We start from the raw sequence: 14,220 nt of genomic DNA on the forward strand, positions 1-14,220 counted from the left end.
TGTTCTGTTTTTGGTTGTTTTTTCTGTTGTTTTTGTGGTTGTTCTGTTTTTGGTTGTTTTTTCTGTTGTTTTTGTGGTTGTTCTGTTTTTGGTTGTTTTGGTTGTTTTTTCTGTTGTTTTTGTTTTCCCTGTTTAACTCCATCTTTTTGCCTATCTAAAACATGCTGTGGAGTAATGGTTTCACTATGAGTATAATTTTCAGGACGTTTAAGTTTTGTTTTTTTATTATTCAAGTTATTTTTTTCATGTTTAGGAGATTTTGCAGGGGTTTTATTCCAAGATTTTCCTTCAAGTTCCCTTAATTTTTCTTCAGCTTCATCTTCAGATAAATTAAACTTTTTAATCAAGTTCTCTTTTATTCTTTGACGCCTAATGTCGTCTTCTGTTTTTTGAGGATTTTCTTTTTCTAAACTTGTTATTGTTTTTGTAAATTTCAATTGTTCTTTATCACTCATTTAAAACCCTCTAGAATCTTTTAGAAACTCTGTCCCTATAAGCTTGGAATACGATTATTCCAAATATTAATATGATAATGGAAAGCAGCATTGAATTGATTGTATTTGACATGGAATGCATTGTTCCTAAGTATACATAATCCCTGACCTGATCGATAATCCAGAATACAGGACTTAAAATTGCATAGCTGCGGAAAGGTTCAGAAATAATGTCCATAGGGTAGAATATCGCTGATGTATATAGGATTAACAGTGAAACTACTCCCCATAAGTGTATTATATCTGAATAGTAAACGGCCAATATTGAAACAACTAAACTAAAACCGGTAGTCATCATTATCAATGATATGACTGGAATTATCATATATGGGATTGTATTGAAGTAGAATGGAGCGTGGGTTGCAATCATCACGCCAACTACCAGTATTAAACTAATCAAATAATTAAGAAACTCAGTAATGACTGAGGCCAACACGAAAATATGTTTAGGTGCAGCCGTTTGTATCAAAATGTTTCTATTACCTCTAAGTGCATTCATTGAAGATGTTATACTTCCATTAAAAAAATCAAGCACGGTTCTACCTACTAAATAGTAAACTGGATAGTTCTTAATAGTCCTTCCAAACACTGTTGAGAACACAATGGTAAATACCATCATGATTAATAACGGCCTCAACAGGCTCCAAAGAATACCTAATGATGAATCTTTATATTTTGATGAAAAATTCTTTTTAACTAATTCATGCAGTAAAAAGAGGTGATTAGTATTTAATATATTCATATAACCAACAATATTTTTTTTAATTAAGATTTAGTTTTTCTTCTTATTTAAAATTGTCTTGAGTTTTTTACTCATTTTTATTAAGTAATTTGCAAATTTCATCAGCCACTTTGAACATGCCATAGTCTGTATAATGGGATGAATCGATGGTGATAAAATCATATTCATCCGCACTGAATAGTTCGTGCTGGTTTATGAGAAATGTATTTTCATTATTTTCAATAGCGTTGGCGTATGTTGTCTTGACAATTTCATCAAATTTATCATATACGCTCCAGCCGTTAAAGCATTCTGATGTTAATAGGATGATTGGCACATCAGGATGGTATTTCCTGATTCTTTTATAAAATCTCTCATGGGACTTGATGAAGACTTCAGGAGCATGGGCGTTTCTGGTATAATCGATCACGATTGCATAACAGCTTATTTCACCAATTAGATCTGCCATGCCCAGGGTTCCCCTGCAGCATGATGAACAAGATAAATTAATGATGTCCCTATTAAGCTTTTTGCTGACCACATTAGGAAATGTGTTCCCGCTTCTTGATGCGGCAGCTCCCTGTGTCACTGAATTTCCATAGAATATGACTGGTAAACTGTTTTGCTCAGGATAGTCAAAATTTGCAATTTCGCTTCCTTTTTCTATTCCGATATGCATTTTTTCTATTGTGTTGTAATTGGGTAGGAAAATACATAATTTTCCATTTTGAGGAACATTTATGACTTCAGAAAATGTGTCATAGCCGCTGGCAGGTCCAAATACTGTCCTGTGGGAATATTTGTCATTTTTCAATGCATATACATCAAATCCGGATGCATTCCAGTTGGTCATCTTTTGATATTCCCATTTTCTTTTCAATTTGACTTTAAGCACTAAAACTTTTGAGTCAGTTGATATGCGCAATCTAGTTCCGCAGGCGGAACTGTTCAAATTGGCCATTTCTTTGACGGCAAGCTCCCCATATCTTTCCATTTCCTTTTGAACATCCTGAGGGTATTTGCAGAAATCCAATCCTTCACCTGATAAATTTAAGGTGCCGTAAACTAATTCTGGGTGCTGGAATAAATCGATGTATTCAATATTATTCTCATCAACACTTGTTATGGAATCATCTATTGAATTTAAATATTCCATTTCTTAACCCCCTTAACTTTTCATTTAAATTAGATTTGGTCGGTTCTTCATCCTTTTGGTTAATTTGTTCATATAACTTCTTATAAATCATTATATTCCCAGTATCATTAATGAAATTTTTACTGTGAGTGCACATTTCTGAAAATTCCTCATCATAAATGAATGACAAATCGAGAATTGTGATGCCTCTTTTTTTGGAATATTTTTCCGCAAATTCATTCAATTTGGAATATTTTTCCTCAGATTTGGGAATTGCATACCAACAAATTAAATTTTTGCATCTTGATTTTAATTTTTTAATGACTTTTTCAGCATATTTATCAAAAACAGCTTCATCTTGACGGATGTAATCCAATTCTAGAATTATGGTGTCATATTTTCCTAGGTTATAGCTATTTAACTTTTCATGAATTGTTTTCAGGTAATTGATTTCATTAAAAGAGATATTCTGGAAGTGCTTGTCAAATCTTCTTGCAAGTATATTTGGAAACATCACTCCTGATGCGGTACATCCGATACCGGAACTGTGAATTCCTCCAACAAAAAGAAGATCGTTTGAAATGTCATTGCTTAGAAGAGTGATTTTTGAGCTGTCTTCAACTTCAATTTTCAGCAATTTGATTTCGCTGAAGACTGGCCCATATATTAAAATCTCGTAAGATTGGTCATCATTGGCCAGATACTTCATATTTACGTTTATTGGTGAATTTCTATAAGTATAGGCATCTACATTAAGCCATTGTGTAGTGCCACTAATTCTATATAAAACGTGAATTCCTTCTCTGGCAGTAACGCCCATATGAGGATAATTTCCGGAAAGCTCATCAGGTATCTGATAATGGATTCTGAATCGTTGAGCATCAGCTTCAAACTTAAAGATATGTGGCTTGACTGAGTTTCCATTATTCAAGCTTTCCTGCAATAAATCCAATATGATTCTTACACTCTCCAAAATGTTCGTACATACAATTTATGTCATTAATTTAATATATAATTTAAGAAAGTCATTATCTTTTTAATAATTTTCCGCGGAAATTATTTAACAACAATTTTAGCAGTCTTTTTGCTTGCTTTGTATTTTTTATCACCTGCAAATCTAACAACTGCTTTGTAAGTTTTCTTTTTAGTCAATTTAATTTTTATTGTCACTTTACCTTTAGAGTTTGTAATTCTCTTGTAGGTTTTGCCATTGACTTTTAATGTAACTTTTTTCTTTGCAATTCCCTTTCCAGCCGGTGTTTTCAATGTGATTGTAACCTTCTTGCTTTTTGCAGATTTTTTAAATTTCTTGTTAGGCATTGTTAATTTTGTTGTCTGTTTTTTCACTTTCAAAAAGAGTGATTTGGATGATGCCAAGTTATATTTGTCCTTGTTGAATTTAATTATGCATTTGTAGTTTCCTAGTTTAGGCAATTTCAATTTCGCTGTTACTTTACCTTTGGAATTGGTTATGGCTTTGTATGTTTTGCCGTTTGCCCTTATTGAAATTGTCTTGCCGGTAATTGCCAACCCTTTGGAATTGAGAAGGGTAACAGTTAATGGTTTGGAGCTTGTAATGGAATATGTTTTGGCTGAAACCACCAATTTTGTTTTATCAATAATTCCTTTATTGTCTTGAATATTGAGATTTTTTCCATAATACAATATGGAATTGGAGTTATAGTCCATGAAGTTGTTTTTGGTTATTTTTGTGTTGTCTCCATTCCAGACAAGGATGCTTGATCCTTTTCCTGCGGTATTTTTATTGAAAATGTTTTCTGTTATTTTGGCACTGCTTCCAGTAGTTCTTATCGCCCCTCCTTTTGAGGCTTTACCTGCATGGTTTGATATGAAACTGTTTTTGTAGATATTGGCATTTGCACCATTGACATATACTGCACCGCCAAAGCTGGCCGCAGTATTGTCTGTAAATTGGTTATTTGAAACTACGGCGTTTTTTCCTTCAACATAAACTGCACCGCTGTGAGATCCTGCAGTGGAATTTATGATATTGTTCTTGTTGATGATTGTGTTATTTCCTTTTACATAAATTGCTCCACCGCCTGTAACAGCTTTGGAATTTGTTATTCTGTTTGAGCTTATTTTCGCATTGTTTCCATCGATATAAATCGCACCACCGCATGTGCCTGCAGTGCTGCTGCTGATTTCATTGTCGGATATTGAAATATCGTTACCCAATGCATTGATTATGCCACCACCTTGTTTGGCTGCAGTATTGTTGATGAATGTATTTTTGGTTATTTTGATGTTGTTTCCATAGATATAGAATGCTCCTCCTGTTACTGATGCGTTGTTATTTCTAATTTTGTTTCCTGTAATAATGCTTGTGGTTTTAAAGTCAATCAAATAAACTCTTGCGGCCGCACCAAGACCCAATTCTCCATCAGCATAGTTTTCTGTGAATTCATTGTTCCTCAAAGTGAAATAGCTTGTGTTGTAAATGCTGATGCCTGCACCATAATCGGCACCATTGTGTATGAAAGTGTTGTTTTCAATCAAATCTCCGGAACTGTGCTGTAATTCAACTGCTCCACCACCCATTCCGGCATAATTGTCCTTGAATATGTTATATCTTATTATGCTGTTCTGGCCTCTTCCAATCTGCATAGCCCCACCGTTCATGTGGCGGAGAGCTTTGTTGTTTTCAAAATAATTGTGTTCGACTACGCAGCTTTTTCCATCAAGGGCAAGTCCTCCACCACTGCCTCCAACTGTATTGTTTATGAAAGTGTTGTAAATTATGTGGTTGTAATTACCGTTTATATAAATTCCTCCGCCAACGATTCCAGTTCCGTCCCTGTCGCCTGCAGAAGATCCGTTAGCATTGTTATTGATAAAAGTACAATTGGAAATGATGATGTTATTACCATGGCAGCGTAAGGCTCCAATGCTTTCGGCCGAATAACCATTAATGAAAGTTATGTTGTTTAAAACCACGTTATCCGCAAGTATATTCAGGGTTCTTGCTTTGTTCTTACCATCTAATGTATGTCCGTTTCCATTGATGGTCAATGATTTATTGATGATTTCAACGCCGATATCCTTGAAATCAGTGTCATATTCATAATCTGAGTCCAAATCAATGGTGTCTCCAACTTCAGAATTATTAAAAATAGTTTCCAACTCTGTGAATGTCCTTGCTTTAGCAGAATTGCCTGCTGCAATGCTTTCATCAATATCACTAATTGCTAAATTATCATAATTAGTATCAGGTTCTTCCAATTCAATTATATCTGTTTCTGAATCTTCGTTTGCAAATGCAAAAGATAATGATAGCAGGAATATTATCAAAAATAATGGAATAATTTTTAAATTTGCTTTCATACCCATTACCTAACAGTTTTTATGTATATTATTGTTATTTGTTGTTGTATAAATAGGTATTATATTGATTTTAAAAAAAGAAAAATAAATTTGGCATTTAGCCAAATTATTTGATTTTAATTGTAACTTTACCGGTGCATGCCTTATAGGTTTTGTTACCTGTATATTTCAGGGTTCCTTTGAAGGAACCTTTTTTGGTTATTTTAATTTTAATTGTTGCCTTACCTCTTGCATTGGTAGTTTTTGTGTATTTTTTACCATTGATTTTTAAAGTAACTTTTTTCTTTGCAAGGACTTTCTTACCGGATTTAAGGGTTACCACGACTTTTTTAACTGCTGATTTCTTGAATGTTTTTGCAGGGGAACTTATTATTGGTAGCTGCTTTGGTTACATATAGGTAGAATGAGTTTTTGGCAGCGAGATTAGTATCGTCACCTGCAAATTTAACTGTACAGGAGTATTTTTTGATTGCTGAAATTGCAATTTTGGTTTTGTATTTACCATTTGCATTGGTTGTGCCTGTGTAGGTTTTGCCGTTGAGTGAAATGGTAAGGGTTTTGCCTGAAACTCCAGTTCCTCTTGAATTTTTAAGGACAACGGTCAAGTATTTTGTAGTGGTTGTAACAGCATAGTTTTTGTTTAAAGTCTCTATTTTGAGTGTTTCTTTAATTCCTTTGTTGTCTTGGATTTCAACGGGTACACTAAAAGTAACTATTGATTTAGTGGTGTAAGTGACAAAGTCATTATTTTTTATTTGAGAAACTTTGCTGCCTGTATAATAAATCAGTATGTCTGATCCCTTATCAGTTGCGGTGTTGCTTTTGAAAGTATTTTCTGTGACTATGACTTTTGTATCACTTTTAATTGCCCCTCCTCTATTTGATGCACTGCATTTGGTGAAATTATTGGATTTGATTGTTGCTGCACCGCTTTCCACATGGATTGCTCCACCATCGTTAGCGTTTGCATTTGTAATGTTGTTTGATTGGATTGTTATTGAAGTGCCTGTTTTCACTACGATTGCTCCACCGTTAGTTTTAGCGTTTGTATTTGAGATATTATTGTTTAAGATTTTTATGTTATTTCCGTTGATTTGCATGGAACCGGCGTAACCTTGTGTAGCTTTATTGCCGTCAAATTCATTTGTGTTTATTTCCACTTTGCTTCCGTCAATGTGCAATGCACCACTATTTGGCGCACTATTGCTTTTGAACTTGTTGTTTGAAATGGTTGTTTTAGTATCGGAATCAGTAATAGATTCTCTTACAGCACCACCCAGTACAGTTGCATTGTTGCTTGTAAATGTATTGTTGGTAATTGTTGAGTATCCTGCTTCATATAAACTGACAGCTCCACCTCTCATTGCTGTATTTTTAATGAATATATTATCGCTAATTTCATCACCATTTGTTTTATCTAAGTATAAAGCTCCAGCGTCACCTTTGGTTGCTTTATTGTTTTCGAATGTATTTCCTTTAATTATATTTTGACCTGCGGTATTTTGACCTGTGATAGCTATAGCCCCTCCATTTTTGGATGTAGCCACATTATTTTTAAAAGTGTTATTTATGAGGGTATTTTCGTTGTTGTTAATGTTTAATGCTCCTCCGCTTTGAGCAGCAGTATTATTTTCAAAAATACAATTTATGATTGTATTTCCACTCAAAGGACTATAAAATGCACCACCATAACCAGTAGCTTTATTATTGATAAATGTACAATTGATAAGGGTAATGCTACCTTCTTTAGCCCATACTCCAGCACCTGAATCGGATTGTCCATTTTTAAAAATAATGTTTTGTAAAGTCACATCGGTTGTACGAGCCGCAATAACTCTAACTGTATTTTTTCCATTAAGGGTGTGACCTTGTCCATCAAGTGTTATTTTATTATCAATGCAAATAGTTGCGTCTAAATCATAATCTTTATCCAATACAATTGTATCTCCATCTTCGACACCATTATTATTTGCTGCACTAATCTTATTTCCTTTTAATACTTCATTTAGTGTCTTCTGAATATTGGATTCTCCTCCGTCCGTTTCTTGACCAGCATCATCATTATTTACCATGCCATTATCAGCATCATCAGTCGCCGGCAAATCGCCGGTATCAGTTTGATTATCTCCATCTGCAGATACTGCAGATAGTGAGAGTAGGCATATGATGGCTAATAATGCAATAAATTTAATATTTATCTTCATATCCTTTTTCACCTTTTATTGGTTATACACTCATTTTTATTCTTTCTATTATAAATAGGAGTAGTTTAAGGATTTTGGAGCTAAATTGAATGTTTTTTTAAAAAAATTCGTCATTTTAGTGATATTTTTAAATATTGATAACTGAAGTTGATGTATTGACAAATATTTTTGTCATTTTTTAGAAACTTTAATGATTATTTATGTAAACTAATTGCAGTGATTAAATTAAATGTCAATTTAATAATTATTAGCAATGTTTATAGTATAAATTGGTCAAAAATATTCATTGAAGAAATTATTGATGTGATTTTGTGGATTCTCCAAAGGTTTCGGTTATTGTTCCAGTTTTCAACAGTGAAGATTTATTAGGCAATTGCTTAGAGTCAATTGAAAATCAATCTTTAAAGGATATTGAAATCATATGTGTTGATGATGGGTCCAGTGATGGATCTTTTGATATTTTAAAGCAATTTTCATCAAAAGATGCTCGTTTCAAGATATATCAACAGGAAAATTCTGGTGCGGGATCTGCAAGAAATAGGGGCATTGAAGAATCCAGTGGAGAATACATCTTATTTGTCGATTCCGATGATTATATAGAAAGGGAAACCTGTGAAATGTTATATGAACAGGCAAGTCGGTTGGATTGCGATTTAATATTATTTAATTCCATGAGACATTTCCCAAATGATAGGAATTTGGCTTTAATTCATTTCAAGAAAAGCGACGACATCAATTATCAAATTCGTGTATTTGATTATGAATATTTCAGAGACAGGATTTTTGATGGGGAATATGGTGTCATATGGAATAAGCTCTACAAATCCTCTTTTATAAGAGACAATAACATCACTTTCCCAGGGCATAAAATCTACAATGATGTGGAATTCCACATAAAGACAACTCTTTTGGCAAAAAAGATTTCATATGTCGATGGAACCTTTTATCATTACAACCGCTCAGGACATGCATCTCTGCAGACTTCTTTTGTTAAGACAAGCAAGGCAATTGTATTTTTTGACGTTTTATATGGAATTGTTGATTTTCTGGTTGAAATTGATATGTTCAATGAATTCAGAAAGGAGTTCATAAACTTCACTATCTTTGAGCTAAGAAATAAGTTGAAATCAATCGATGATGATAGCAAACAGGAATTTTTTGAAAAAACTAAGGAATTTTATTATTCCCTTGAATTGAGCAGTGATGAGGTAAATAGCATTCCTTATGAGTACTTTATGCATTTTATTTTTGTAGTCAACTCAAAGGATTATGAGGAATTTATAAAAAATGAGTAAAAAAATAGAAAAATCGAATTTCTATTTTTGAATTGCTTGCAAAATGGCATCTAATTTATTTTCGAGATTATCCATTCTGTTTTCTAGTTTTTTTGTTTCACTGACTTCGCTAGAGCCGGTTTTATGAGCAACCAGACAAGCGTCATGCCATGGAGCAGCTTTGTCACTGCCGTTTACTTCAGTATGCAAGACTTCCAAATCGACATATTTTGCCATAGCTGCAAGGCCGTCTTCCCTGAATCTATAACAGTTTGGCATATTTCCGCCATGTTTTGGACCTGCTGCAGGTGCAATAATACACACATAGCCTCCAGGTTTTAAAACACGTTCAATTTCGCTCATTGTCAACCAGAAGTATTCCAAATGTTGGAATAGTTGGCCGGAAATTACCACATCATAGCTATTGTCCTCCACTTCGGTCCAGTTGTAGATGTCGCTTACGAGAATGTCCACATTATTTCCGTCTTGGAAGTCCAGTCCTGTATAATGCCAGTTTTTTTCGTTGAATATTTCGCGATAATTGAATTCACCGGTGCCGTCTAAGGATCCCACATCCAAAATTCTTAAATTGGCAGAGGTGTTGAGATATTTGTTTTTAAACCATTTCATTTTTAAGTATGAGCTCTTATGCATGTTATTTTCTCCTATAATTATTTTTTTTATATTTTTATCATATTATTTAAATTTAATCTAAATTGAAAAACGATTGTGAAGCTTGTTTCTAATAAACAGCTTTTCTATAAACTCTATTTTTTTCTCAGGCTCTAAATTGAGAATCAAATCGTTTATTTTAGCAGTATCTAAGCTTTCACCATTTACGACATCAAACATGAATATTCTGCTGTTGTAATCGTCATAGTTCACTGTTTCTTCTTCAGTAAAGTTTCCGGTGTACTCTTTTGTAAAGAATACGTCGTCACGAACGGCTGTTGCAGGATTTCCGGAATATAGTTTGTTGGATTTTAATATTGAATGTTTATAAACATGTGAATTGTTGTTGATGATGGAACCTGAACCGATTCTTGCACCCATTTCAACGTAAACCTGATGCGCTAGCCATACGTGGTCTCCTATAAACACACTTGCGCTGTGATTGATTCTTTTTTTGGAATTCATGTCATAGACGATATGCGCATCGGCAGTTCTTGCATTGAAATTACTTCCGACTATACAGTCGTCGCCCATGATGAAATTCTGATGTTCCTGAACATTGATGTGCATTGTAGGGCTTAGCTTGTTGTCCTTTCCGATGAATACTGTACAGTTCTGGAAAACATTTAGGTCTAAAGCGTAATTGCTTTTTGTATATCCAAGATAAACAACAGAATCATTCCCATGAAACCTGATGGAACTGTTGACAATGTTGATATTGTCTTCACAGACCAAAATGTTATTTTTTCCGGTAAATGCTATTGTTGTATTGGATAGTTTAGGATTTCCTATAATTTCATTATCTCTTAAATCGTCACGATTTTTAATATCCTTAATGGATTCCATAAGTCACTCCTTCATTCATTTTATTTTTAAAATTGCATCATAAACACGTTTACAATTATTTTTATCGTTATACCTATAAAATTTATTCGCACGTTCACGATAGATATCTTTCATTTCACAGTCATTATTCAAGTATTCTTCGATTTCATCGATTAGTTTGTCTTCATCTTTTATGACTTCACCGAAGCCCATAGTTTCATAATCGAAGAACTGGTCGCCAAAGTGATAGTCATTTCCGTATTGGTAGTACAATAAAGGCTTTTTGATGTATGCAAAATCAAAGGCAAGGCTTGAATAGTCTGTAATCATCAATGAAGAATTGTTGAACAGGTCCTGATATTTGCTTTCGCTGTCGATTGTGACATAATCATTTTCTTCGAATAATTCAATGAAGCGGAATGTATTTGGATGAGGTTTGAATATTATTTTATATCCTTTGGATTTGGCCAATTCTATTAAGCGTTCGTTGTTGATTAGTGAATTGAACCTTAAGAAATATTGTGATTTTGCAATCTGGTCATTGTCCAAATGAATAAGGCTGCGTCTCCAGGAAGGCATAATAAGAATCTGTTTGCTTTTGGAGTTGTTTTCTAAATTGTCATACCTTGGAAGCCCCAATACCTGCACAATTCCATCTCTGTAATGATATTCGTATTTTTTAAATGATTCCGCTTCGATATCTGCAGTAGTAACTAACAGTTGCACATTTTTATCATATTTCCTAAGCCAATTGGACATGTCGTCCTTTATGACTCCATGCTGCAGGAATATCTTGTCTGCATTGGCAATTCCTGCGTATAGCTGGATGTGCTTTCCAAAAAATGGGTTCACGTTTTCATCATCCACCTGGGATGACACGATCTTGTCTGCAAATATGTACAGTAGCCTTTGCTTAATTGAATAATATGGAATCACGTTATTGAATGTCTCTGATAATCTATTGAAGTCTTTTGATTCCTTGGAAATAGTAAAGTATTTGTCGATTCCGTCTTCCATTTTGCTTGCGTATCTGTAGAAATGTTCCGCATTGTCGTCAGCCATATCTTTCCTGTCCATAACCATCCATATTTTCCGGTTCCTGTAGAACGGAAATAGGATTACATATGCCAAATGGAAAAAGAACGCTGAAGTCCAATATGGCCATCTGTGATAAATTAACCTTAAAAGAATGCGCAATTCATATTTTAAAAGTTTTAAATAACTGGCTTTAGTTATGAAAAATGTGTTGTCTTTAAATGATATCAGATAATCGTCCCATACAGCGCAGGTGGAGAAATGGGATAGTCTTGCATGATTTAAGAATTTTACATACAGGTCAATTGGGATGTCCCTGCCATGGTCATGGAACCTTACCTGAAGCTTGACAGTTGAATTTTCACTTGAGTCAACCGGAACTTCGAAATCAAAGCAGAGTTGGGATTCTGAATATGATGATTCCCTCCTGTTGCTGTAGCTGACGATTTTGGATTCAAAAACCTCTTCGGCTCCATTAACGGTCTTGATAAGCACGATATCCATATCCTTGCTATTGAAATATGAAGACAGCACTCCTGAAATGTATAGGGTGTTATTTTTAATCTCTACAATGTCCAAATAAAAGATATGGTCATTTAAAGTATCCAGCTTCTGACCGGGAATGCTGATGGAGACCTGATCATTTTCAGTACTTAATGTAAAACCATCATATTTGATTCTGTACATGTGGTTCCTGACTTTATAGGGGTCTTCCTTAAAGTGGAAGTTTATAACTTCATCGTCGATGTTTGCAAGGACATATCTCATGTGCTGATTAAATTCTTTGGAACGTATCCCACCTTTTCTTTTGAATAGTCGATTAATTCTCGGAAATATCCTTTTAGGCGGCCATTGAAGAATTCCTTATCCTGAATAGTGGTATCAATGGTTGAAGACTCATCAAAACGCTTGCGATAGTTGTAACCCGCCTCTTTAACAACTCCATATGCTTTTTTCTCAAGCAAAATCTTATTGACCATAACTGAATCTTCAGAGCTGATTAATGTGGTGTCGAATTCAAACTTGTCGAAAAGGCTTCTTTTAAACACTGCAGATGAAGCGGACAGCTGAGGATAGTCCCAGTATTCATCAAGATTAACCACCATTGTCTTTTTGAACTTATAGTTTAAAAGATGATTTCCCGTTTTTCTTCCGAAGAAGTACATCGGAAAGGCAACCAGATCGATTTCGGAATAATGCTGTTCAAAGAAGTTTATGACATTGGAAAAGGTATTTTTCCATAATGTGTCATCGGCATCAAGGAAATTGACATATTTTCCGGTTGCATATTGCAGCCCCACATTTCTGGCGGTGGCCTGTCCCTGATTTTGCTGATGAATCACTTTGATGTTGTCAGGGTATTTCTTTTCATATCTTCTGCAGATTTCCAGTGTATCGTCCCGGCTTCCATCATCAACCAAAACAAGCTCGATATTTCCTCTAAAATCAAGGGTCTGCCCAATTACAGAGTCAAGAGTTTCATGGATGTAATCTTCTGCATTATAACATGGAATAATTACGGAAATCAATTTGTCGCTGGTTTTCAGATAATCTGAATAATCTTTTGAATTCAGAATTCTGCTGATGGCTAAGGTATGCTGAGCACTTAATTTGGAAAAGATTGCCTCATCATGAGTCAAATCTTCCAATTCTTTTTTAAACTCGTTATAAAACTCTTCTTTGTGTTCATCTGAAGTAATTGCGAAATAGTGAAAAATTCTTTTAATGTATAGATTCACGACATCAACTTTGCAGAATTGCCAGCAATCGGCGGCAATCAGTTTTTCCTTTATTGACCTGAAAGCGAAGAGTATGTCGGTATAGTCACCATAGCTCTCCCCCTTTATGAAACGGTTATTGAATCTTCTAACATAAAGAGGGTCCTTGACGAGTGAAATCCTATCCGCTTTTAGGATTGTATCGTAGAAAAATATTTCATCATGAAACTTGTTTTCGGTAAAGTCAATTTCATTGTCCTTTAGAAATGAAGATTTGAACAGTTTATTGAAAGGTTTAGAATAAATTCGTGTAATGACATCAATAATATCGTCACGATTGAAAACGTCTTTTTCCAATCCTTTTAAGATATCTAATGATAAATCATGCAGGTCTTCATCAAATTCATTTGTTAAATCATCATGTGAGGTCAATTGGCACATTGCAATATCCAAATCATTTTTTTCAGATGCATTGGCTAATTTTTCAATCATGCCCTCATTAAGATAATCATTGCTGTCTATAAAACTGATATACTTTCCGTCGGCCTCATTGATTGCAGATTCCAAATCATTTACAACTAGGACATCATTAAATTTCTCACAATATTGCCCTATCAATTTATCGATATTATTTTCTGCATTGTTGACTAAAATAATTTCTAAATCTTGGAAGTTCTGGTTTAAAACACTTTCAAAACATGTAGGAAAATAAATAGAGTCATTAGAAACGGAAATAATTACAGAGACTTCATTCATAATAATATATTAGAAAAACATATTATATATAAATTGATTTC

Annotated in this window: 11 protein-coding genes; 1 reads left to right on the plus strand and 10 read right to left on the minus strand. The window is 34.1% G+C overall.

All coding sequences use genetic code 11. The features are described from left to right. Positions 1-465: 465 nt before the first annotated feature. The 6 genes from QZU81_RS04695 to QZU81_RS04720 all read right to left on the minus strand — a co-directional run bounded on the left by QZU81_RS04695 (position 466) and on the right by QZU81_RS04720 (position 7,899). On the minus strand, positions 466-1,236 hold the full coding sequence (locus tag QZU81_RS04695; RefSeq protein ID WP_295589683.1) for an ABC transporter permease: 771 nt from the start codon (positions 1,234-1,236) through the stop codon (positions 466-468). Between the two features lie 67 nt (positions 1,237-1,303). After that, the gene (locus tag QZU81_RS04700; protein WP_295589685.1) at positions 1,304-2,371 is read right to left on the minus strand and encodes an SGNH/GDSL hydrolase family protein; all 1,068 of its coding nucleotides are present in this window, start codon (positions 2,369-2,371) and stop codon (positions 1,304-1,306) included. Next, a complete protein-coding gene (locus QZU81_RS04705; RefSeq protein WP_295589687.1) occupies positions 2,346-3,323 on the minus strand; it encodes an SGNH/GDSL hydrolase N-terminal domain-containing protein in 978 nt (325 codons plus the stop codon). The genes QZU81_RS04700 and QZU81_RS04705 overlap by 26 nt, the downstream gene beginning before the upstream one ends. A gap of 83 nt (positions 3,324-3,406) precedes the next feature. Next, the gene (locus QZU81_RS04710) at positions 3,407-5,695 is read right to left on the minus strand and encodes a right-handed parallel beta-helix repeat-containing protein (protein ID WP_295589688.1); all 2,289 of its coding nucleotides are present in this window, start codon (positions 5,693-5,695) and stop codon (positions 3,407-3,409) included. A 106-nt stretch (positions 5,696-5,801) separates the two neighbouring features. After that, positions 5,802-6,017 (minus strand): Ig-like domain repeat protein, encoded by a 216-nt coding sequence (locus tag QZU81_RS04715; RefSeq protein ID WP_295589689.1) that lies wholly within the window; start codon positions 6,015-6,017, stop codon positions 5,802-5,804. 7 nt (positions 6,018-6,024) lie between these two features. After that, on the minus strand, positions 6,025-7,899 hold the full coding sequence (locus tag QZU81_RS04720; RefSeq protein WP_295589691.1) for a right-handed parallel beta-helix repeat-containing protein: 1,875 nt from the start codon (positions 7,897-7,899) through the stop codon (positions 6,025-6,027). Between the two features lie 311 nt (positions 7,900-8,210). On the opposite strand from QZU81_RS04720, the gene QZU81_RS04725 reads away from it, so the two are divergent. Continuing rightward, on the plus strand, positions 8,211-9,194 hold the full coding sequence (locus QZU81_RS04725) for a glycosyltransferase (protein ID WP_295589692.1): 984 nt from the start codon (positions 8,211-8,213) through the stop codon (positions 9,192-9,194). Between the two features lie 21 nt (positions 9,195-9,215). On the opposite strand, the gene QZU81_RS04730 is transcribed toward QZU81_RS04725, so the two are convergent. Genes QZU81_RS04730 through QZU81_RS04745 form a run of 4 tightly spaced genes read right to left on the minus strand, consistent with a single transcriptional unit; the run spans position 9,216 to position 14,179 of the window. After that, a complete protein-coding gene (locus QZU81_RS04730) occupies positions 9,216-9,827 on the minus strand; it encodes a class I SAM-dependent methyltransferase (protein WP_295589694.1) in 612 nt (203 codons plus the stop codon). Between the two features lie 57 nt (positions 9,828-9,884). Next, complete coding sequence (locus QZU81_RS04735; RefSeq protein ID WP_295589696.1) at positions 9,885-10,691, minus strand: acetyltransferase; 807 nt, start codon at positions 10,689-10,691, stop codon at positions 9,885-9,887. 15 nt (positions 10,692-10,706) lie between these two features. Then, complete coding sequence (locus QZU81_RS04740; RefSeq protein ID WP_295589698.1) at positions 10,707-12,473, minus strand: CDP-glycerol glycerophosphotransferase family protein; 1,767 nt, start codon at positions 12,471-12,473, stop codon at positions 10,707-10,709. Continuing rightward, positions 12,470-14,179 carry a glycosyltransferase gene (locus tag QZU81_RS04745; protein WP_295589700.1) on the minus strand — a complete coding sequence of 570 codons (1,710 nt, stop codon included), beginning with the start codon at positions 14,177-14,179 and terminating at the stop codon, positions 12,470-12,472. The genes QZU81_RS04740 and QZU81_RS04745 overlap by 4 nt, the downstream gene beginning before the upstream one ends. Positions 14,180-14,220 lie beyond the last annotated feature (41 nt).

Source organism: uncultured Methanobrevibacter sp. (genome assembly GCF_902770715.1).
Taxonomy (GTDB): domain Archaea; phylum Methanobacteriota; class Methanobacteria; order Methanobacteriales; family Methanobacteriaceae; genus Methanocatella.

What these genes read in the sequence shown, in the direction of transcription:
- QZU81_RS04695 (WP_295589683.1), bottom strand. Translation starts at nt 1,236, where the DNA reads ATGAATATATTAAATACTAATCACCTCTTTTTACTGCATGAATTAGTT.
- QZU81_RS04740 (WP_295589698.1), bottom strand. Translation starts at nt 12,473, where the DNA reads ATGAGATATGTCCTTGCAAACATCGACGATGAAGTTATAAACTTCCAC.
- QZU81_RS04735 (WP_295589696.1), bottom strand. Translation starts at nt 10,691, where the DNA reads ATGGAATCCATTAAGGATATTAAAAATCGTGACGATTTAAGAGATAAT.
- QZU81_RS04700 (WP_295589685.1), bottom strand. Translation starts at nt 2,371, where the DNA reads ATGGAATATTTAAATTCAATAGATGATTCCATAACAAGTGTTGATGAG.
- QZU81_RS04745 (WP_295589700.1), bottom strand. Translation starts at nt 14,179, where the DNA reads ATGAATGAAGTCTCTGTAATTATTTCCGTTTCTAATGACTCTATTTAT.
- QZU81_RS04730 (WP_295589694.1), bottom strand. Translation starts at nt 9,827, where the DNA reads ATGCATAAGAGCTCATACTTAAAAATGAAATGGTTTAAAAACAAATAT.
- QZU81_RS04720 (WP_295589691.1), bottom strand. Translation starts at nt 7,899, where the DNA reads ATGAAGATAAATATTAAATTTATTGCATTATTAGCCATCATATGCCTA.
- QZU81_RS04710 (WP_295589688.1), bottom strand. Translation starts at nt 5,695, where the DNA reads ATGAAAGCAAATTTAAAAATTATTCCATTATTTTTGATAATATTCCTG.